This window comes from Candidatus Rickettsiella isopodorum, assembly GCF_001881495.1.
Classification (GTDB): domain Bacteria; phylum Pseudomonadota; class Gammaproteobacteria; order Diplorickettsiales; family Diplorickettsiaceae; genus Aquirickettsiella; species Aquirickettsiella isopodorum.
The window spans coordinates 80,429-100,696 of sequence record NZ_LUKY01000030.1; the positions used below are offsets into that span (position 1 = coordinate 80,429).

Consider the following 20,268-nt stretch of genomic DNA (forward strand, 5'->3'; position numbering starts at 1 on the left):
TATAGACTCTTTGCACTTTAAGCGGTGAGCAAGCGTCTTGAAGTGCTTTCATTTTAAATTACAATATTAACTAATTTTTTGGGGACGATAATAATTTTTTTAATCGTTTGATTTTCAGTATAGCGTTTGATCATGGGGTCATTGAGAATAATCGCCTTCAGTGTTTCGTCATTATAGTGCATATCGAGCGATAATTGTGCACGTAATTTACCATTCACCTGTACTACCCAATCAATTTTTTCTGCTGTTAAGGCATCAGCTGCCACTTTTGGCCAATGTGCTTTGCCAATTAAACCGGAAAAATTAAGTTCTTTCCATAAAGCATGTGTTATATGAGGAACGATGGGCGCTAATAAGCGCAATAGTATGCTTAAACCTTGCCATATAATATGTTTAAGTGTGTGCTGAGCATCTTCATCAGTCGATGATCCGCTTAATAGTTGGCTGGCTGTTTGTAGCGTATTCAAAAGCTTCATGCAGCTGGCTATCACCGTATTAAACTGTTGTCGTTCAAAATCATGGCGTGCAAGTTGCAAAATTTCATGGACTTGTCGGCGTAAATTACGATGCTCATTAGGAGTTTTTGTCCAATCGATGGGAGGTGTGAGGCTATGTTTATGTGTTTCGTTGAGTTCTAATATCCAAGGGTTGCTATAGGCTAACGCCCACAAACGTTTTAAAAACCGGTAAGCACCTTCAACACCTGCATCAGACCATTCTAAAGATTGCTCAGGAGGCGCAGCGAATAGAATAAATAATCGTAAAGTATCTGCTCCATATTGCGACATGAGTTTGGCTGGATCAACCGTGTTGCCTTTAGATTTAGACATTTTTGCACCGTCTTTAAGTACCATGCCTTGTGTCAGCAGGCGCGTAAAAGGTTCATTAGAATTCAGTAGACCTAAATCACGTAATACTTTATGAAAAAATCGGGCATAGAGTAAATGTAATACGGCATGTTCAATACCACCAATGTAATGATCAACAGGCGTCCAATATTTTGATCGATCATCTAACATAGCTCTGTTCTGTGTAGGACAAGCAAAGCGCGCGTAATACCAAGAAGATTCGACGAATGTATCTAAAGTATCTGTTTCTCGGGTAGCGGGTTGTTTGCAAGTAGGACAGCTAGTTTGATAAAACTCAGGAATATTTTTTAAAGGAGAGCCCTCGCCATTAAAGTTTATTGTTTCGGGGAGGATAACGGGTAAATCTTCTTCTGGGACGGGAACGACACCACAAGTCGGGCAATAAATAATAGGGATGGGTGTTCCCCAATAACGCTGGCGTGAAACACCCCAATCACGAAGTCGATAATTGGTCGTATGCTTCGCTATTTTTTCTTTAATGAGCCGTTTTGCGATCGTGACAGACGCTAGCTCGGCACTTAATCCCGTATAGAGACCCGAATTAATTAATGTTCCCGTATTCATACTAAGGGGAGCGGACTGATAATCATGCGGTTGAGTAGATTGAATGACGGGGCGTATCGGTAAATGATATTTCTTGGCGAACTCAAAGTCACGTTCATCGTGCGCAGGCACTCCCATGATGGCTCCTGAGCCATAGTCAGTTTTGACAAAATTGGCTATCCATATCGGTACGTTTTCCTTGGTGAGAGGATTATACGCGGTGAGACCGGTACTAAAACCTTTTTTTTCTAAATGTGCAGTCACTTCTTCTGAGGTGGGTATTTGTTGAAAGCTGGCAATGATATCTCGCAGTTTTGGATCATGTTGAGCGACAAAGTGTGTAATCGGATGATTGGGGGAAAGTGCGATAAAAGTAGCTCCAAATAAAGTATCAGGACGCGTAGTAAAAATTTCAATCGGATCTAATTCAGGATGATTGACTTTAAATTGAATAGTTAAACCTTGGGATCGACCTATCCAATTGCGTTGCATGGTTTTGACTTCATCAGGCCATGCTTCTAAAGTATCGAGATCGTTTAATAATTCATCAGCGTAGGCGGTGATTTTTAAAAACCATTGTGGAATTTCTTTACGCTCTATGAGCGCACCGGAACGCCAGCCACGACCATCAATTACTTGTTCATTTGCTAATACGGTTTTATCAATAGGATCCCAATTCACAAAAGCATTTTTTTTATAGACCAAACCATTTTTAAGTAATTGGATAAAAAGCCATTGCTCCCATCGATAATAATCCGGTTTACAAGTCGTAATTTCTCGACTCCAGTCAAAACTTAAGCCGAGCTGTTTAAATTGTTTGGACATATGTTCAATGTTGGTATAAGTCCATTTCGCCGGCGGTATCCCTTTTTCAATCGCTGCATTTTCAGCGGGTAAACCAAAAGCATCCCAACCTATCGGGTGTAGAACATTTTTACCTAACATTCTTTGGTAACGGGCAATGACATCGCCCAATACATAATTACGGACATGACCGACGTGTAAATGACCACTAGGATAGGGAAACATAGATAAACAATAAAATTTTTCTTTATTGAGATCTTCAGTGACTTTGAAACACTGGTGTTCTTCCCAAAATTTTTGGATGTCCGCTTCAAGTGCTAATGGTTGATATTGTTCTTGCATGTGGCTAGATACCTTGTTTTAGTTATACTCTTCGACTTGAATTTTTGCCTCTTGCTGCTCAATTCGCAATCTCATGCGGATTACACGTCGATTGCGCGTCGCGGCACTTGCCAAAAATCCAATGGTGAGTATAGGCCCCATTTCTAAAGTACTCTTAATTTGAATAGATTAAAAATAGTTATTGATTATATACCCATTTCCAATTTTTATTATGATAGCCGTTTGGATACGATGTGAGTCTATAATAGCCTGAGTTAACGGAAGGATAAATGGCTAAGTTTGATCTTTTCGATAAGCGTAACATAAGAGACTTAATCCTACTAAAAAGATACTAATCGAACCATCACCCAGATAAACCCAGGGTGTAAAACCAACACTTTTATAAACCGAACTGGTGAGCACGCCGGTCTCGAAGGGAGGAAGTTTCGCTATAATTTTGCCTTTAGGTGTGACAATGGCGGTTAGGCCGGTGTTGCTTAAAAAAGCTAAATAACGCCCGGTGGCCAAGGCTTGGAATTGACCAATTTGTAGATGCTGAGCTAAGGCAAAAGAATGGCCGAACCAGGCGTCATCATTAATGGTTAATAGTAACTGAGCATTTTTTTTCAAGGCTTGTCGAACTAAGTGGGAATAAGCAATTTCGTAACAAATAAAAGTACCTAAATTAACATTAGCTACCCTAAATATAGGCTGATTATTGGGCCCAGGCGAAAAACTCGACATGGGAATATCTAATAAATTTAATAGTCCATGAGCCCAGAGGATCCACCAAGGGAGATATTCACCAAAAATAACCAGTCGTTGTTTATAATAGGTCGCATGATCCAGGCCTAAGGCTAGCATACCATTGTAGTATTGGAAGCCTTTTTGGATGGGTATCCCTGTAATCAGCGTCGTTTTATGTTGTTTAGCTTGCCGATCGAGCTGTTTTAAAAAGGGTTCTGCTTGATTTTGTAATAGAGGAATAGCGGCTTCTGGCCAAATGATGAGTCGGCTATTCCAGTGTGCTTGCGTTAATTGTTGATAATGTATTAAGGAGGCTTTTTGATACGCAGGCTCCCATTTTATTTCTTGGGGAATATTCGCTTGCACCAGACTGATTTGAATGGGTTTTCCCTGGATATGTGTCCAAGAGATAAAATGTAAGAGATATCCTAGGACCCATAAGCCTAGTACTGCAAATAAGGGTCGGTAATAATGAAAATTTTTAAGATCTAACTGACAATTAAAATATTTGTTTAAAAGAGGGCAGAATACATTTAGAAATAAACTTGCCGTCAAAGCGACTAGAAAAGTCAACCCATAGACTCCAAAGAGGGGTGCATAACCACTCAGCGGTGTGTTTACTTGACTGGTTCCTAGTAATAACCAAGGAAATCCGGTAAATATCCAGCTACGTACCCATTCGGTTAATGCCCAAGAGCTAGGAAATATTAAATAAAGCTTCATGAGCGTGTTACTAGGATAAAAACGGTTGACTAAAAAACCTTGGATAGCAGTGAATAAAGCTAATATAAAAATAAATAAGCCAGTAATTAACGAGGCTAAAAAAAGAGAAGTATGGCCAAATTCATGAATACTAATAAATACCCATGAGACGCCAACACCATAAAAACCAATACCAAAAAGTAACCCTAAAATGAAAGCCCGTTGGGCTGAACTATTTAGCCAGAGTAAGAACAATAAAGCAGGAGAGAAAATAGCTAAAGGATAAATACCCAGGGGGGCAAAAGCGAAGGCTAGCAAACCGCCAACAATGAGCGCGCTTATTTCTTTATAATAGGTCATAAAATTGCATAGGCAAGAGAAGTAAGAAGCTCGATTTTAATGAAATAGTGTGGTTTCATTTTCAATGATCAGTCGTTTTAAACCACATTAATTTACTTAGAGCAGATTGTATATTACTACTTAATTTTTCGGACACTGATTTTTTAGTTAAATACTGGCACTCATAAATTTCTGCTTTATCGCTTCCTGCCAGTAGACTTAAATAATCATCACTGGTTATGAGTTCGTCGACTAGATTGAGCGCTAATGCATCTTTTGCAAGCCAATGGGCTCCCGTAGCGACTTCGGCCATATCGACTTGTTTTCGATTTGCTTGAATAAAGGCTTTAAAAAGGTGATGGATTTCTTCTAGGTCCGTTTGGGTTTTTTCACGTGCTTTTGGTGTGTTTTCCCCAAAAATCGTGAGCGTACGTTTATATTCGCCAGCGGTTAATAATTCGAAATCAATATCTCTTTTTTTTAAAAAGCGATGGAAATTAGGAAGTTGTGCCACGACGCCAATCGAACCAATAATCGCAAACGGAGCCGCCAAGATTTTATCACCAACGCAGGCCATTAGATATCCGCCACTCGCGGCTATTTTATCTATTGTCACGGTCAGAGGAATGCGCTTATCTTTTAAACGTTGTAACTGTGAAGCCGCTAATCCATAAGGAGCCACCATTCCCCCGCCGCTTTCTAATCGCAATACCACTTCATCTTGCGGTGTAGCGACTTGGATGAGCGCAGTGATTTCTTCACGTAGATTATTAACGGCAGTTGCTTTGATGTCGCCTTGAAAATTTAAGACAAAAACCCGCTTTTTTGATAATTTAGCAGTCTTTTTTAATTTAATTTTTTGTTCTTTGACATATTTTCGGAGTTCTTTCTTATTCAGAATTTCTGAATTTAAGGTTTCAGCAAATTCTTGAAATTTTTTATTAAGTTTTTTAACACAGAGTTTATTTTTATTGTGTTCTTTAGCTTTGCGCGCAATAGAAAAAACTCCGGCAGTTATTACTAAAATAGCTAGCCCCAACGTAAAAAGTTTCGCTAGGAAAACCACATATTGAAGAAGAAATGACATGCTGGTTGGCCTTTTAAGTAGTGGAAAAAAGGAATAATATAGCGTACGCCCTGTTATGTATACAACAGGACTTAGCTAAATAGGCAAGTGATGACATAAATAATAGAAAATTATTGGATGAAACGGGATAGAGCCCATCATTTTATCAAGGAATAAAGAATGTGTTAACAGTCGATGGACTTTCTTATGAACGGAGTAAACGGATCCTGTTTAAACAACTCACGTTTCAACTTTGCCAAGGACAGACATTGCATATTGTTGGCGCAAATGGTTCAGGTAAAACGACTTTATTGGAGATATTAACTGGATTACGTATTCCTTTAACAGGAAAAGTGATGTGGAATGGTCTTTCAATTAAGAAAAATAGTATAAATTTTACTGAAAATTTACTCTATGTTAACCACCGCCTAGGCATGAAATCCACGCTCAATTTGATTGAAAATCTTTATTTATGTCTGACGAGGCGAAATTTAATTCGCCACCAATCTAAACGCAAAGCAATCCATGACATTCATCAGATATTGGATCAATTAAATTTAAGACACTGTACAGAAACCTTATTAACGCAACTTTCCATAGGTCAACAACGACGTTTGAGTTTAGCTAAATTGTTATTGATTAAAGCAGATTGTTGGATCTTGGATGAACCGTTTACTTCTTTAGATAAACAAGGTATTACCTTATTGTCATCTTTAATGGAAAAACAAAGTGCTAGAGGAGGAGTCATTGTTTTTACCAGTCATTCATCGGTCTATTCATTGCATTCGGAAATAAAAAAAATTTTTTTATAGGGTAAGTAATGTTAAATGATAACTTTTTTTTCAAGCTACTAATCAATTTACGTTGTGAGTTAATCGCTATTCTTCGTAGTTATCAAGAGCTATTATACCCGTTATTATTTTTAATTTTAGTCATTATTTTATTTCCTTTAAGCATAAGCACTGATCCAATTTTATTAGAAAAAATATCCTCGGGGATTTTTTGGGTAATCATCTTATTTTTGGTATTATTAATGTTAGATCAGCTTTTTCGAAATGATTGGAAGGAAGGCGATTTGGAACAGCTCATTTTGTTGCCGAATGAACTGACTTTAGTCATATTTGTTAAGTTATTAGTATTTTGGTTAGTGATTAGTGTTTCTTTATTTCTCGTGACGCCAATTTTGAGTCTAAGCTTATTTATTCCGGTCATGGCTTTAAAAACGCTCTACTTTACTATCTTATTCGGCACCCCAACCTTAATATTTCTGGGTGGTATTGCACGAGCTTTAACTTTAGGGCTTCGTCATAGTGAGTTATTGATAGTATTGATCATCATCCCTTTTTACATTCCCGTATTAATTTTTGCGAGCAGTGCGGTTGCCTTAGCAAGTATGGGATTACCTGCGAATGGACCGTTAGCTTGGTTAGGCGTGTTAATGATTCTAAGCATGAGTTTATCTCCGTTAGTTATTAATAAAATACTGCGTTTAGGGATTGCTTTTACATAATACATTTCGAGGTTGCTTTATAACGTGCCACTCCCAAAAATTAAATGACTATGAGTTTATTGTTATAGGTTATCTGTTTAAAGGAAATAATAAAATGACTAAACGAAGAAGAAATAAAATCTATCGGTATATAGCAATAAAACATTTTTATTCATTATCGACCTATTTAATTCCACTGTTTGCTTTAGCTTTACTGGTATTTGGTAGTTATGGTGCGGTTGGAGGATTGTATTTAGCGCCGGCTGATTATCAACAAGGGGATGCTTTTCGCATCATATACGTACATGTCCCGAGTGCTTTTTTGTCCTTGTTTATTTATTTTATTATGGCTATTTTTGCAGGGATTAGTTTAATTTTTCGTATTAAATTAGCAGAATTGATCGTTTCTGGAAGTGTTTTTTTAGGCGCATGGTTTACTTTTTTAGCCTTGTTCACAGGAAGTGTTTGGGCTAAACCAATGTGGGGAGTTTGGTGGGTATGGGACGCGCGTTTAACCTCGGAGCTTATTTTGTTATTTTTATATTTAGGGGTTATTGCTTTGCGTTCTGCAATGCCTGAACGTCATATGGCTGCACAAAACACGGCGATATTGCTTATATTGGGTTTAGCGAATTTACCCATTATTCATTATTCAGTGTATTGGTGGAATACTTTACACCAAGGCGCGACTATCCATTTTTTAAGCCCTTCTTTAATCGAGCGTTCCATGCTCTATCCTTTATTAGCGATGATAGTAGCCTTTATCAGCTTTTACTTAATTGTTTTATTGTTAAATATACGCTGCGAAATATTAGAACAATCTATTAAAATCCACGAAGTTAATAACTTGCGATTAATCTAGGTGAAAAAATTGAATTAATTGCAGGGCTAGGTGGATTAAAATTTTCTCTAGAATTTTTGTTTTCATTGTGCCAAAAAGTTGATGTAAACGCTGAGGAATTGGGATGCATTTTAACTGTCTGATTAAGTTCCAACATGCGATTTAAATAATGACTAATGACCGTTTGTAATATCCATTGAGCAAGAAATATGCTTTCTTGGCGGGGTGTACTGAAATTTTTATATTGATTGGACGCATTTGTATTAGGTAACTGCGTGTACTCTTGATGTGGGTGATTAAAATTAACTGAAGCAAGCATTTCATTTAAGCAATGCTCGAAATTATCCTTTAAAAGAGGACATTTTAATTCTTTAACATACTCAACTAAACAGGTCGACCAAAAATCATTTAAATCAGGGATTTCAGTATCCATTTTAGCTTGTTTTTTAAACAAAGACCAAAATATTAAAAATTGTTCATCGAGGAAATAGTCCATTCTTTCTTGGTGAGCGAAATCCGGCTCATGGGTTTTTGTCAGCATAATACTGAGTAATTTAATGAAATTTAGATCAGTTATCCAATGATTGAGTTTATTTTTGGCACTGTTAATTTTCCTGATATCACTTAGTTCATTGATTCCATGTCGAGTAATTGCCGCGATAGCGTGAAATAGGGCAGAAGAAAGTAGTCCAACAGAATAGGTTAATAGAGAGAGCATCTTGCAAACGATATCTGGGTTTAAAGCAATATTTTTTCCATGATCGGCATCGATAATTTTTAAAATATCGATTTTTGCTGTTAAGCGATTGTAAAAATGTAAATAGGCCTGTTCATTCATTTTATTATTCTGTATATAACGTTGATACAGTGTATGGATAGTATTTTCTGCATTATATTGAGGTAGGAAAGCCAATAAATTTTTCTTTAGTTGAAATTCGACTAAAGATTTATTGTCCGTAAAAAATAAATTCTTGTTAGCCTCTAAACTATTTTTACCAAATTGCTGACGTCTCTTTTTGCTTACTTTTTGCCATAAGCTTTTTTTAGATTTTTTAATTAAATTAAAAAGTAATCTTTTTTTTAAAAGATCAGGTTTTTTTTCTTTATTTGAGAATAAAATTTTATTATTTTCGAAGTACATTCTCATGAAGCCCCATTATTATTTTTTTCTATATTAACACTAAACTAATTTTTTATAAAAAATATTTTTTCTTTATAAAATCGATTTTTTAAATTTTACTCTTCTGATCCTTTTAAAGAATCATCACGTTGCTAAGGATCGAGGTATAGGACTTAATTCAGTTTAAGAGTAAACTATGACTCTTTAATTTTGCGCTTATTATTATGAAATTGCTAAATTTTGAAGTGGGTCTTGATAAACCATTATTTCTTATGGCAGGTCCTTGCGTCGTGGAAAGCGAACAATTGGCTATGGATACGGCGGGGCGCCTGAAAGAAATAACGGATAAGTTGAATATCCCCTTTATTTATAAATCTTCTTTTGATAAAGCAAACCGTTCGTCAACCAAGAGTTTTCGTGGTTTAGGTCTAGCAGAAGGGTTACGTATTTTAGAAAAAGTAAAAAAGCACTTGGGTGTTGCAATCATTACGGATGTTCATGAAGATACGCCTTTAAATGAAGTGTCTAGTGTAGTAGATGTTTTACAAACACCGGCATTTTTATGTCGACAGACTAATTTTATTCAAAAAGTTGCTCAACAAGGTTTACCGGTTAATATTAAAAAAGGTCAGTTTCTTTCTCCGTGGGATATGCAATATGTCGTTGAGAAAGCACGTCAAGTCAGTGATGCCGTGATTATGGTCTGTGAGCGTGGCGTTACTTTTGGATACAATAATCTTGTTTCGGATATGCGTTCATTAGCCGTCATGCGCGCAACCCATTGTCCAGTGATATTTGATGCCACTCACTCCGTGCAATTGCCCGGTGGTCAAGGGGGATCGTCGGGAGGGCAACGTGAATTTGTACCCGTATTGGCGCGTGCTGCCGTAGCGGTTGGGATCGCTGGGCTTTTTATGGAGACACATCCGAACCCAGAAAAAGCATTAAGCGATGGACCTAATTCTTGGCCATTAGGAAAAATAGAAGAACTGTTAGCTACTTTACAAGAAATAGATAAAACCGTAAAAAAAACCAGTTTAATAGAAACTACGTTATAGGTAGAAGGTATGTCAAAAATTACTGAGATAAATGCCTATGAAATTTTAGATTCGCGAGGTAATCCTACTATTGCTGTCGAAGTCATTTTGGATTCAGGTTTAAAAGCTGAGGCGAGTGTTCCTTCTGGGGCATCGACAGGTTCAAAAGAAGCTTTAGAGTTAAGAGATACAGAGAGACCGGATCGTTATCAAGGTAAAGGCGTTTTATTAGCTATCCAAAATATTCTGGGACCGATACAAAAAAAATTAATGGGAAAAGAGGTGACCGATCAAAATGAATTAGATAGGTTAATGAAAAATTTAGATGGAACAGATAATAAAGGAAAATTAGGAGCTAATGCTATTTTAGGTGTCTCACTGAGTTTGCTTAAAGTCGCTGCCTTAGCACAAGGACAAGCACTTTATGTGCATATCGCTGAGCTGATGGGCCAACGAGATAAAAAATACTTAATGCCAGTACCCCAAATGAATATTATTAACGGCGGTGTCCATGCCGATAATTCATTAGCGATACAAGAATTTATGATTTTGCCAGTAGGTGCGCCTACTTTTAGTGAAGCGTTACGATGGGGGGTTGAGGTCTTTCATTGTTTAAAATCCTATCTAAAAAAACAAGGTTTCAATACCAATGTTGGCGATGAAGGGGGGTTTGCACCTACTTTTCAGTCACATCAGGAAGCAATTGAAAGTATTTTAGTCGCTATTCAACAAGCAGGATATAAGCCAGGCAAGGATATCTATTTAGGTTTAGATGCAGCAAGTAATGAATTTTATCATCACGGAAAATATTGTTTAGAGAATAAGGAATTAGATACGGAACAATGGATTCTTTATTTAGAGAATTTCGTGAAACAATATCCTATTATTAGCATAGAAGATGGAATGGCCGAATCCGATGAGTCAGGCTGGCTACAACTCACACAACGACTGGGTAAACAAATTCAACTGGTCGGAGATGATTTATTTGTGACTAATCCCGTTTTATTCGAGCAAGGAATAGATAAAAAATTAGCCAATGCGATTCTTATAAAATTGAATCAGATTGGTACTGTGAGTGAAACCTTAGAGGTGATTTCGCTCGCAAAGCAAGCACACTATGCAACGGTGATTTCACATCGTTCGGGTGAAACAGAAGATACCAGTATTGCCGATTTAGCGGTGGGTACTAGAGCTGGCCAGATAAAAACCGGTTCCGTGTCTCGCACCGATCGAACCGCTAAATACAATCGTTTGTTACGGATTGAAGCAGAGCTTTCAAAGAAAAATCAGGTAGATTATGCAGGGATTCAATTTTTTTCACGTTTTTTAAATAGTCATTAAATGAAACCGCTCATTGTTATTTTGACACTACTTTTTTTAAGTTTGCAATACAAGCTTTGGTTTGTACAAGAGGGTGTATGGCGAGTGCACCAACTTAAAAAACAGATTACTATGCAAATGAAAGAAAATACACAGCTCAGCCAGCGCAATACGGCTATGGTTGCTGAAATTAAGGATCTTAAGTCAGGTAAAGTCGCCTTGGAAGAACATGCGCGTCATGATCTCAATATGGTAAAATCCAATGAGTTATTTTATATGCTAGTGGATAAGCCAGAAAAGAAAAAAAAAGCTAACCTACATTAAAATTTAATCGGTTTCCAGATTCGAATAATGGGTGCTAAAGCTAATATTTTGATATTGCGTAAAGGGGGAAATTCGAGTGAAGTATCCGAATTAATCACATAGAGATCGAAACGATTAGCAGCATGTCCTATTTTTACGCGTCTAACCATTAGCTCTTTTCCTTCCAGTTCAATGATACAGTCTGCGCCGTGAGCCAGCTCCATATTTTTACCGATTAATTTTTTTCCAGCCACCAGATCGCCTGGACTATAAAGCGGTTTCATACTTTCATTATCAATAAGATATATCAGATGCTCAGGATAATTTTTTCTAAAAAGCGTTAATTCCTCTTTAATTTCGATATTTTCCATGGGATAGTCGGATTTCTTCTCGTTAATAGAGGTTCTGGATAATGATTCAAGATTTTTATAATTTAATTTAGAAAGTTTGCTTGAGTCGGTTACCTTCGGCGGTTCGCCATATCCTGTCATCAACCAGATCACTGAACACTCTATTCCTTCTTCACGCATAGCCTTACAGACTTTTTGTGCTCCACGTTCAGTGACATTACTATACCCTTGTTCCCAATAATTAATGGTGGTTAAGCCCAGATTACAATGTTGAGCAAATTCTTTCATTGAAAGGTGCGACATTTTTCGCAAAAATTTGAGTCGATTAGCGCGTTCTTGAATATCCAAGGCGAGAGAGGAGTTTTTTTCTTTTATGGATTTAGGATTTTTCTTCATTATCTTCCTTTACTAAATTTGACATAAAATGTCTATTAAGATAATATTTAGTCTTAATAAAAGACTAAATAGCGTTTATCTTCTTTTATTTAAGGAGCTTTATTTATGTAAATTCTTTGCTGCATGAATGTTTAAAAAAGTAACAAATAAGGTGCAAATAGTACCGATTAAGATAAAACTATTTTTCAAATTAACTATTTAAGATTATTTCGATCAGAATAATTAAATCTTTCGGTTAATAGTTAACCAGAATAGTTCTGATATTTTTAAAAGAGGTATATATCCTTAAACTTAAAATGATAAATTAAAAGATGACGGTTGCTTTTTTAAATTAAAGCGGTTATTTAGTCAATTAGACTATAGCAGTCATTATTTTATAAACACAACTTAAATTTCATAAAGGAAACATCGCGTAATGTATCCATTATAACGAATATCCTCCATAGAGTGGATAGTATGAGTTGTATTTATTTAAAAAAGTATGAAAATTAAGTCATAGTATTGTAATCTTATGGCTGACCGTACTTAAATTGTTTGATCTTAAGACTAAAAATCGCAAAACTTCTGTTTTTGAAAAAATTTATAGCGTTATATTTTGGATAATTATAAAAATTTAGTTGAACAACCTATAAAAGGAAATAAAACGATTGCTCAATTTATGGAGAAGAACAATGTCAATATTAAAATTACGAACCCATCTCGTTGAAAAAATTAAAGATTTTGGAAATAGCTTGCATCCGGGGTTGAAAAAATCTTTAGTAGAAAATTTACCGATGAAAAATACCGGTCAATCTGTGGCTAGAATTTTATCGATAGACGATAATAAAATTTGTCAAAAAATCAATGTTAGTCATCTTCAGAAATTCGGTTGTTACGTAGAATGCGTCCATTCAGCACGCAGGGCGTTAGAAAAATTGACTTTATCTTACAAAGTTATACTTTTAGATGTCAATTTACCGGATTGTAGTACCAAGATCTTTATTAATTTAATTCGTAGTGATGAAAGAAATGTTAACCAAAGGTCACCTATCGTATTAACCAGTAGTTGGTTAAATGATGCCTGCAAAAAAAATTATTTGGCTTTAGGTGTCAATGAAGTGTACCTAAAACCTATACAAGAAAAAGATTTTAAAAAAATTTTACAAAACTATGGAGTGATTACTTAAAAACTTAACTGACAACATCTGGAAGATTAATAAAAAATCGGTGAAAAAAATTTGTTTCTAACAAGTAGAAATTAATTGGCCATCTTCCATATGTAAAATTTTATCCAATCGGCTAGCGAGATTCTGATCATGCGTGACAATCACTAAGCTGGTATTAAATTCTGTATTGAGCTCAAGTAAAGTTTGATAAACCTGCTCTGCAGTATGACTGTCGAGATTACCCGTCGGTTCATCGGCTAATATACAAAGTGGATTATTAACCAGTGCTCTGACGATGGCAGTGCGTTGACGTTCTCCACCCGATAACTCACCTAGTTTATGATGTTGTCGATGTATTAAGCCGACTTTTTTTAATAAATTAAGTGCTTTTTTCTGAGCGAATACCGGTTTAACACCGGCTAGCAATAATGGGATACACGTATTTTCTAATACAGTAAATTCAGGTAATAAATGGTGAAATTGATAAATAAAGCCAAGATAACGATTACGTAGATGGCTGCGATGGTTTTCGCTCAACTCAGCTAGGTTTTGCCCTGCCAGAAAAACTTCACCCGAGCTGGGCCGATCCAATCCTCCTAATAAATGCAGTAGTGTACTTTTTCCTGCGCCTGAAGGGCCAACAATAGCAATACGCTCACGAGCTTTTACAGAAAAGTTAATAGGCTTGAGGACTTCTACATACAAAGAGCCATCATGAAAGGTTTTGCTTAATTCAGTACAACTCAGAACAGTGGTATTCTGTTTAAGCGGTCTCGCAAAATCGCTAGATGATCTATTCATAACGTAAAGCCTCCGCGGGAAGTGTACGCGCGGCTTTTAATGCCGGATAGATAGTGGCTAATAAACTCATACCCAAAGCAGCTAAACAAATATGAATGACGTCGGCTGTTTCAATCTTGGAAGGTAATTTATCCACGAAAAAGTAGACATTAGAAGCAAAAATTTGTATATGAAAAGTATGTTCAATAAAGCTTAAGAGGTTACCGACTTGAGAGGCTAACGCAATTCCACCGATTAAGCCCAGTAATGTACCGCTAAAACCAATCACGCACCCTTGAACCATAAAAATACTTAAAATCGTACCAGGTGTAGCGCCTAGGGTGCGCAAAATCGCAATATCCGATTGTTTATCAGTGACCACCATCATTAACGATGACACTAAATTAAAGGCAGAGATCGCAATTAATAATAATAAAATAAAAAACATCATTCTTTTTTCTAAAGAAATAGCATACATCAAACTACCGTAGGTACTAGTCCAATCGGTTACGGTATAAGTTGGAGGGAGTGCTTTATTAAGCTCGCTGGAAACCTGGGGGGCCGCATACAAATCATTTAATTTTAGTCGTAAGCCGGTTACACTTTGACCTAATTGAAAGAGAGTTTGCGCATCTTTTAGTGCGATGTAAGCCATACTACTTTCAAAGCCAAAACTTCGTCCGACCTGAAAAATCCCACTGACGGTAAACGTTTTAAAACGTGGAATAATACCGACTGGAGTTAAACTAACACGGGGTGTGATAATATTGACCTTGTCACCGATTTGGATACCCAAACCTAAGGCCAATTCTTCGCCCAACACAATGTTATAGTGACCCGGTTTTAAATTGAAACTACCTTCCACTATTTTGTGTGGTATTTCAGAAACGTTTTTTTCTAATTCAGGAAGCACGCCGGTGATCATAATCGGATGCGGTTGTCCTTGATCGACTAACATACCTTGTCCGGATGCATACGGGGCGCTGGCAATCACGCCGGCTTGTTGAGATACTTTTTGTATTAACGGAGCAATTTGCGTCAATGGATGGCCGCTCGTCGCAGTGATAGCGACTTGAGTGGCTATGTTAAAGATACGATCGCGAATCGCATTATCAAACCCATTCATTACCGATAAAACCGTGATTAAGACCGTGACCCCGAGAGCAATACCGATCATCGATGTCAACGAAATAAAGGAAATGAAATGATTACGTTTTTTTGCACGGGTATAACGCAAACCTATATATAAAGCGATGGGACGGAACACACTAAAACCCTATTAATGTTGTTAAGGTAATATACCATTCACTGGAAAGAATGCGAATTTTTATGTCCCGGAATATGGCACTAGCGTTAAATTCCAAGCTTAGGGGAGAAAAGAGGTATTTTTGCTATACTGTTTCAGTCGGTTCACCCATAGCAACGATGGCATGAAATCCACCGTCAACATGGATGATTTCCCCGGTAATTCCTGAAGCCATATTCGAACAGAGGAAAGCTGCCGTATTTCCGACTTGTTCTATGGTGGTATTTTGGCGTAAGGGCGTAACGGCAGCATTATAAGCTAGAATTTTTCGAAAACCTGAGATGCCTGAGGCGGCTAGCGTACGAATTGGTCCAGCGGAGATGGCATTAACACGGATGTGTTTGGGACCTAAGCTATTCGCTAGATAACGAACATTGGCCTCTAAACTCGCTTTCGCTAAACCCATAATATTATAGTTTTGCAAAGCCTTTTCGGATCCCAGATAACTGAGCGTTAGGATAGCTCCTCCGTTCGGTTGGTCTGTCATCATCGGATACGCTGCTTTGGCTAATGCCGCTAAACTATAGCTACTGATGTCATGTGCAATTCTAAAACCCTCACGATTTACATTGTCGAGATAATCGCCCTGCAATTGATCGGCGGGTGCGTAAGCAACGGAATGAACTAAACTATCCAATCCATCCCAACTGACATTGAGTTGCTTAAAAAGTTCGGTAATATCTTCATCTCGACTGACATCGCAAGGAATGACGATGTTCGAATCAAAGTCTCTATTTGCCATTTTAGTGACACGGTCTTTTAATTTTTCACCTTGGTAGGCAAAGGCGAGTTTTGCTCCTTCGCGGTGCATGGCTTCCGCGATTCCGTAAGCAATCGATCGATTACTTGCTAAACCAACAATTAAGGCACGTTTATTATCTAGCAGACCCATGATTTTCCTCTTTACTTTTGTTGCTAAAATTATTTAATAATTCACGAATTTTGGCTTTGATAAGTTCAATCGCAATTCGATTTTCGCCGCCCCGTGGAACAATGATATCTGCATAATGTTTCGAAGGTTCGATGAATTGCGAATACATCGGACGAACGGTTTCTTGATATTGTGCTAACACCGCCTCAATTTCTCTACCGCGCTCTATGACATCACGTTTGATGCGGCGACTCAAACAAACATCTAATGGTGTATCCATATAGATGCGAATATCCATCAATTCCCTTAAGCTAATTTCAGCAAAAAGTAAAATCCCTTCTAAGACAATAATGGTATGTGGACCCAGAGGTCGTGTTTGTTGCTCACGAATATGGAGCGTGTGATTATAAATAGGAATTTCTACTGATTTACCAGATTGCAATTGCTTGAGATGATGGATAAGTAAGTCATGATCAAAAGCATCCGGATGGTCATAATTGTTTTCTAAGCGTTTTTCAAAGGCGAGGGTACTGTTATCTTTATAATAAGAATCTTCCGAGATAACAGCGACTTGTTCAGAGCCCAGTTCTTTGACAATAGTATGGGCCAATAAACTCTTGCCCGAAGCAGACGCTCCGGCGATACCGATGATGATACAACGCTGAGTCATACAAGCCTTAGTATTCAATAAATGCTCGTAAGTTAGCAGTTTTTTATAAAAAGGTAAATGGCATAAATAGTATTGATGATCAGTATACGGTTTATTTAATACTTTTATTATATTAAGCAACAATTATATGTAAAATATAAAAGCCTAACGAATATAAATAATACAAAGGAAGTTTTCTGTGACATTTTCTTATGCGCTATTGCTAGGCGCTTTTTTTCTAGCATTGCTTCAATGCAGCATTCCTTTAGCCGGTCTTTATTACCAACATCTTAATTGGCTTAAATGGATTAAACCTATAACACTGTCACAATTTACATTCATTGTGCTGGCTATGCTAAGTTTAGCCTATGCGTTTTTAGTCAATGATTTTTCCTTTGTGTATGTAGCGCAAAATTCTAATACCCACTTGCCTTGGTTTTATCGTGTGTGTGCCTTATGGGGTGGACATGAAGGTTCTCTATTATTATGGGTGTTTATTTTAAATCTATGGACAGTTGCCGTCATTGTTTTAAATCAATCCATCGAATTGGCTTTATTAGCACGAGTCGTATCGGTACTGGGATTTATTAGCGCAGGTTTTCTATTATTTCTACTGACACTCTCGAATCCATTTAGTTTAGCGGCAGAACGAATGATGGATGGACGAGATCTGAATCCTTTATTACAAGATCCAGGTTTAATTATTCATCCGCCGTTACTTTATATGGGTTATGTGGGTTTTTCGGTCAGTTTTGCTTTTGCTATAGCCGCATTATTAAGCGGTCGTTTCGATAAGCAATGGGCAACTTGGATGCGGCCTTGGACTTTAGCGGCCTGGTGTTTTTTGACGTGGGGAATTGTATCAGGCAGTTGGTGGGCTTATCGTGTGTTAGGTTGGGGAGGTTGGTGGTTTTGGGATCCCGTCGAAAACGCATCGCTATTACCTTGGCTTGCGGGCACCGCGTTAATTCACTCTTTATTAGTGGTAGAAAAAAAAGAATTACTAAAAACCTGGGTGATATTACTTGCCATATTAACCTTTGCCTTAAGTTTAATCGGCACTTTTATCGTGCGTTCCGGAATTTTGATTTCCGTGCATGCCTTTGCGGTTGATCCTTGGCGGGGTGTTTTCATGTTAGGTTTATTGGTGGTATTGATAGGAACCGCGTTGGCTATTTATGCCTTTAAAATCCATCGATTAAAACAACAAGATTTACACGTGAGTTTGCTCTCCCGCACCACACTTTTAATCGTGAATAATGTTTTATTAAGTGTGATGGTATTTACTGTGTTACTTGGCACATTGTATCCGTTAATTATTGAAGTATTAGATTTTGGTAAGCTTTCCGTGGGCGCACCGTATTTTAATCTCGTGTTGACACCTTTCGCTATTTTAATATTATTTTTTATGGGCCTATCCTATTTAATACCCTGGCAGCATCAAGTACGTGGCGAGATTTTAAGAAAAATAGTTAGTATCCTACTCAGTTCATTCAGTTTAAGTTTTATCTTGATTATTTTGTTGAGTAAAGAACTGCATTGGCAAGTGCTAATAGGCTTAAGCTTGACATTATGGATCCTATTAAATACTTTACAGTTGCTAGTGACATCGTTTAAAAAAAAATTAAGCTTAAAAAATATTATAAAAACGCAAGGTGCAATGTTAGTCGCACACTTAGGTGTTGCTATTCTAGCGATAGGAATCATTTTAAGCAGTTATTATAGTCTTGAGCGTAATGTGCGAATGAGTATCGGAGAAAGCTTGTCATTAGCAGGTTATCATTTTACTTTGCAACAGGTGGATGCCTTGCAAGGTCCTAATTACACTGGCGCGGTGGCTACTATTCAAGTGAACCATCAAAGTAGTCTATTTCTACGGCCACAATTACGTTATTATCCCATAACCGATGTCATGATCGGCAAACCCGCTATTGCAGCAGGTATTTGGCGCGATTTATATGTGTCTTTGGCTGAGCCGGTGGGCAAACAGACCTGGGCTTTACGTTTTTATTACAAACCTTTTGTACGTTGGATTTGGATGGGCGGTTTATGCATGATACTTGGTGGTCTATGGGCCATACTCTCCAGACGCTATAAAAAAATTAAGTATTAGTATTCATGCGTTATATTATTCCGCTAATTATTTTATTGATCATCGTCTGTTTTTTATGGCAAGGTTTAGAAAAGGACCCCAATCACCTGCCATCGCCATTAATTAATCAACCGATTTCAGAATTTTCAGCCAATGATTTACTAAAAAAATCAATAACATTAAGAAAAAAAATATTTTTGCAACATTGGACACTGTTAGTCGTGTGGTCAAGCTGGTGTTTAACTTGTGCTGAAGAACAGTCTTTTTTATTAAGTTTGAAGAAAAATCATGCCATTTCTATTTACGGTTTAAATTACCGTGATGAATTTAATCAGGCAAAACAATGGCTAAGACAACAAGGCAATCCCTTTCAAAAAATTATTTTTGACCCGCAAGGGTTACTTGCTATAGATTTAGGCGTTTATGGTGTGCCTGAAAGCTATTTAATCGATCCACAAGGCATTATTCGTTATAAGCAGGTAGGCCCATTAACTTCGTCGATTTGGATACAGAATATGCAACCACTTATTAAACATCTCCATAAAAGTCAATCATAGATTAATTAAAATTTTATCATGCAAGGCGTTAAAAAATTTTTAAAAAAAAATAGTTTAAGAAAACTATTCTGGTTAGCCATTTTTTTTTCTCCATTAGCTTTTTCTGAATTAAGCGAAATGTATGTCTTTGATTCTTCAGAGAAAAAAATCCAATTTGAAGAAATCACTCATGAAATACGCTGTTTAGTTTGTCAAAATCAAAACTTAGCCGATTCGAATGCGCCTCTAGCAAACGATCTGCGTTTAGTGATTTATCGACGAATCAAGCAGGGCGAATCGGTAGACCAAGTAAAAAATTATTTAGTGAGCCGTTATGGTGAGTTTATTTCATTTAAGCCCGCTTTCTCGCGTATAACCTTTTGCTTGTGGTTATCCCCGTTTATTTTATTATTAGTTATTTTGCTCATACTATTACTCAAAATAAAGAAATTCGATACTCGAATTTCAAGTTCTTAAATGATGACTTATCAACCTCTTAGCTATGATCATCCATAAAAACTTTGTAAGATCACAACTTAAAATTAGATCTACTCCGAGTAGATACTCTCTTAACTCCACGAATAACTACTTTTATTTTGTAATTTTTCAAATTTATCGATAGCCCTATATATCTGATTTTCG

At 37.0% G+C, this 20,268-nt stretch carries 19 protein-coding genes; 10 read left to right on the forward strand and 9 right to left on the reverse strand.

What is annotated here, in order from left to right; all coding sequences use genetic code 11:
* Positions 1 to 53: 53 nt before the first annotated feature.
* The 3 genes from leuS to sohB all read right to left on the reverse strand — a co-directional run bounded on the left by leuS (position 54) and on the right by sohB (position 5,412).
* Positions 54 to 2,558, reverse strand: a complete 2,505-nt coding sequence (leuS, locus tag A1D18_RS01725) for a leucine--tRNA ligase (RefSeq protein WP_071662098.1) — start codon at positions 2,556 to 2,558, stop codon at positions 54 to 56.
* Positions 2,559 to 2,831: 273 nt separating this feature from the next.
* Positions 2,832 to 4,346, reverse strand: coding sequence for an apolipoprotein N-acyltransferase (gene lnt, locus A1D18_RS01730; protein ID WP_071662099.1), 1,515 nt, complete (start codon positions 4,344 to 4,346; stop codon positions 2,832 to 2,834).
* A gap of 61 nt (positions 4,347 to 4,407) precedes the next feature.
* Positions 4,408 to 5,412, reverse strand: coding sequence for a protease SohB (gene sohB, locus A1D18_RS01735; RefSeq protein ID WP_071662100.1), 1,005 nt, complete (start codon positions 5,410 to 5,412; stop codon positions 4,408 to 4,410).
* Positions 5,413 to 5,573: 161 nt separating this feature from the next.
* Here sohB and ccmA point away from each other — a divergent pair, with 161 nt between their 5' ends.
* From ccmA to ccmC, 3 genes are all read left to right on the forward strand, one after another.
* The gene (gene ccmA / locus A1D18_RS01740; protein WP_071662101.1) at positions 5,574 to 6,203 is read left to right on the forward strand and encodes a cytochrome c biogenesis heme-transporting ATPase CcmA; all 630 of its coding nucleotides are present in this window, start codon (positions 5,574 to 5,576) and stop codon (positions 6,201 to 6,203) included.
* Positions 6,204 to 6,211: 8 nt separating this feature from the next.
* Positions 6,212 to 6,901 (forward strand): heme exporter protein CcmB, encoded by a 690-nt coding sequence (gene ccmB / locus A1D18_RS01745; protein ID WP_071662102.1) that lies wholly within the window; start codon positions 6,212 to 6,214, stop codon positions 6,899 to 6,901.
* Positions 6,902 to 6,995: 94 nt separating this feature from the next.
* The gene (gene ccmC / locus A1D18_RS01750; RefSeq protein WP_071662103.1) at positions 6,996 to 7,742 is read left to right on the forward strand and encodes a heme ABC transporter permease CcmC; all 747 of its coding nucleotides are present in this window, start codon (positions 6,996 to 6,998) and stop codon (positions 7,740 to 7,742) included.
* Here ccmC and A1D18_RS01755 read toward each other — a convergent pair.
* Positions 7,720 to 8,862: a hypothetical protein gene (locus A1D18_RS01755; protein ID WP_071662104.1), complete on the reverse strand. Its 1,143-nt coding sequence runs from the start codon at positions 8,860 to 8,862 to the stop codon at positions 7,720 to 7,722. The two genes, ccmC and A1D18_RS01755, sit on opposite strands and share 23 nt — an antisense overlap.
* A gap of 203 nt (positions 8,863 to 9,065) precedes the next feature.
* On the opposite strand from A1D18_RS01755, the gene kdsA reads away from it, so the two are divergent.
* Genes kdsA through ftsB form a run of 3 tightly spaced genes read left to right on the forward strand, consistent with a single transcriptional unit; the run spans position 9,066 to position 11,522 of the window.
* Positions 9,066 to 9,899, forward strand: a complete 834-nt coding sequence (gene kdsA / locus A1D18_RS01760; RefSeq protein WP_071662105.1) for a 3-deoxy-8-phosphooctulonate synthase — start codon at positions 9,066 to 9,068, stop codon at positions 9,897 to 9,899.
* Positions 9,900 to 9,908: 9 nt separating this feature from the next.
* Entirely contained in the window at positions 9,909 to 11,219 is a 1,311-nt protein-coding gene (eno, locus tag A1D18_RS01765; RefSeq protein WP_071662106.1) for a phosphopyruvate hydratase, read from the forward strand.
* Positions 11,220 to 11,522, forward strand: a complete 303-nt coding sequence (gene ftsB / locus A1D18_RS01770; RefSeq protein WP_071662107.1) for a cell division protein FtsB — start codon at positions 11,220 to 11,222, stop codon at positions 11,520 to 11,522. It begins immediately after the preceding gene.
* On the opposite strand, the gene A1D18_RS01775 is transcribed toward ftsB, so the two are convergent.
* Positions 11,519 to 12,247, reverse strand: coding sequence for a helix-turn-helix domain-containing protein (locus A1D18_RS01775; RefSeq protein WP_071662108.1), 729 nt, complete (start codon positions 12,245 to 12,247; stop codon positions 11,519 to 11,521). The genes ftsB and A1D18_RS01775 overlap by 4 nt on opposite strands.
* Positions 12,248 to 12,918: 671 nt before the next feature.
* Here A1D18_RS01775 and A1D18_RS01780 point away from each other — a divergent pair.
* On the forward strand, positions 12,919 to 13,413 hold the full coding sequence (locus tag A1D18_RS01780; protein WP_071662109.1) for a response regulator: 495 nt from the start codon (positions 12,919 to 12,921) through the stop codon (positions 13,411 to 13,413).
* A gap of 57 nt (positions 13,414 to 13,470) precedes the next feature.
* Here the strand turns inward: A1D18_RS01780 and lolD are convergent, their stop codons facing one another.
* The 4 genes from lolD to udk all read right to left on the reverse strand — a co-directional run bounded on the left by lolD (position 13,471) and on the right by udk (position 17,019).
* Positions 13,471 to 14,193 carry a lipoprotein-releasing ABC transporter ATP-binding protein LolD gene (gene lolD / locus A1D18_RS01785; protein ID WP_071662110.1) on the reverse strand — a complete coding sequence of 241 codons (723 nt, stop codon included), beginning with the start codon at positions 14,191 to 14,193 and terminating at the stop codon, positions 13,471 to 13,473.
* On the reverse strand, positions 14,186 to 15,439 hold the full coding sequence (locus tag A1D18_RS01790) for a lipoprotein-releasing ABC transporter permease subunit (protein WP_071662111.1): 1,254 nt from the start codon (positions 15,437 to 15,439) through the stop codon (positions 14,186 to 14,188). Before A1D18_RS01790 ends, lolD begins: the two co-directional genes overlap by 8 nt.
* A gap of 124 nt (positions 15,440 to 15,563) precedes the next feature.
* Positions 15,564 to 16,370: an enoyl-ACP reductase FabI gene (locus tag A1D18_RS01795; RefSeq protein WP_071662112.1), complete on the reverse strand. Its 807-nt coding sequence runs from the start codon at positions 16,368 to 16,370 to the stop codon at positions 15,564 to 15,566.
* Complete coding sequence (udk, locus tag A1D18_RS01800) at positions 16,354 to 17,019, reverse strand: uridine kinase (protein ID WP_071662113.1); 666 nt, start codon at positions 17,017 to 17,019, stop codon at positions 16,354 to 16,356. Before udk ends, A1D18_RS01795 begins: the two co-directional genes overlap by 17 nt.
* Before the next feature lie 178 nt (positions 17,020 to 17,197).
* Between udk and A1D18_RS01805 the strand changes: the two genes are divergently transcribed.
* From A1D18_RS01805 to A1D18_RS01815, 3 genes are read left to right on the forward strand one after another with little or no spacing between them, the layout of a single operon-like run.
* On the forward strand, positions 17,198 to 19,111 hold the full coding sequence (locus A1D18_RS01805) for a heme lyase CcmF/NrfE family subunit (RefSeq protein ID WP_071662114.1): 1,914 nt from the start codon (positions 17,198 to 17,200) through the stop codon (positions 19,109 to 19,111).
* A gap of 5 nt (positions 19,112 to 19,116) precedes the next feature.
* Complete coding sequence (locus A1D18_RS01810; protein WP_071662115.1) at positions 19,117 to 19,647, forward strand: DsbE family thiol:disulfide interchange protein; 531 nt, start codon at positions 19,117 to 19,119, stop codon at positions 19,645 to 19,647.
* A gap of 18 nt (positions 19,648 to 19,665) precedes the next feature.
* The gene (locus tag A1D18_RS01815; RefSeq protein WP_071662116.1) at positions 19,666 to 20,103 is read left to right on the forward strand and encodes a cytochrome c-type biogenesis protein; all 438 of its coding nucleotides are present in this window, start codon (positions 19,666 to 19,668) and stop codon (positions 20,101 to 20,103) included.
* Positions 20,104 to 20,268 lie beyond the last annotated feature (165 nt).

Coding starts and splice junctions, on each gene's coding strand:
- leuS (WP_071662098.1), bottom strand. CDS start 2,558: ATGCAAGAACAATATCAACCATTAGCACTTGAAGCGGACATCCAAAAA.
- lnt (WP_071662099.1), bottom strand. CDS start 4,346: ATGACCTATTATAAAGAAATAAGCGCGCTCATTGTTGGCGGTTTGCTA.
- sohB (WP_071662100.1), bottom strand. CDS start 5,412: ATGTCATTTCTTCTTCAATATGTGGTTTTCCTAGCGAAACTTTTTACG.
- ccmB (WP_071662102.1), top strand. CDS start 6,212: ATGTTAAATGATAACTTTTTTTTCAAGCTACTAATCAATTTACGTTGT.
- ccmC (WP_071662103.1), top strand. CDS start 6,996: ATGACTAAACGAAGAAGAAATAAAATCTATCGGTATATAGCAATAAAA.
- A1D18_RS01755 (WP_071662104.1), bottom strand. CDS start 8,862: ATGTACTTCGAAAATAATAAAATTTTATTCTCAAATAAAGAAAAAAAA.
- kdsA (WP_071662105.1), top strand. CDS start 9,066: ATGAAATTGCTAAATTTTGAAGTGGGTCTTGATAAACCATTATTTCTT.
- eno (WP_071662106.1), top strand. CDS start 9,909: ATGTCAAAAATTACTGAGATAAATGCCTATGAAATTTTAGATTCGCGA.
- ftsB (WP_071662107.1), top strand. CDS start 11,220: ATGAAACCGCTCATTGTTATTTTGACACTACTTTTTTTAAGTTTGCAA.
- A1D18_RS01775 (WP_071662108.1), bottom strand. CDS start 12,247: ATGAAGAAAAATCCTAAATCCATAAAAGAAAAAAACTCCTCTCTCGCC.
- A1D18_RS01780 (WP_071662109.1), top strand. CDS start 12,919: ATGTCAATATTAAAATTACGAACCCATCTCGTTGAAAAAATTAAAGAT.
- lolD (WP_071662110.1), bottom strand. CDS start 14,193: ATGAATAGATCATCTAGCGATTTTGCGAGACCGCTTAAACAGAATACC.
- A1D18_RS01795 (WP_071662112.1), bottom strand. CDS start 16,370: ATGGGTCTGCTAGATAATAAACGTGCCTTAATTGTTGGTTTAGCAAGT.
- udk (WP_071662113.1), bottom strand. CDS start 17,019: ATGACTCAGCGTTGTATCATCATCGGTATCGCCGGAGCGTCTGCTTCG.
- A1D18_RS01810 (WP_071662115.1), top strand. CDS start 19,117: ATGCGTTATATTATTCCGCTAATTATTTTATTGATCATCGTCTGTTTT.
- A1D18_RS01815 (WP_071662116.1), top strand. CDS start 19,666: ATGCAAGGCGTTAAAAAATTTTTAAAAAAAAATAGTTTAAGAAAACTA.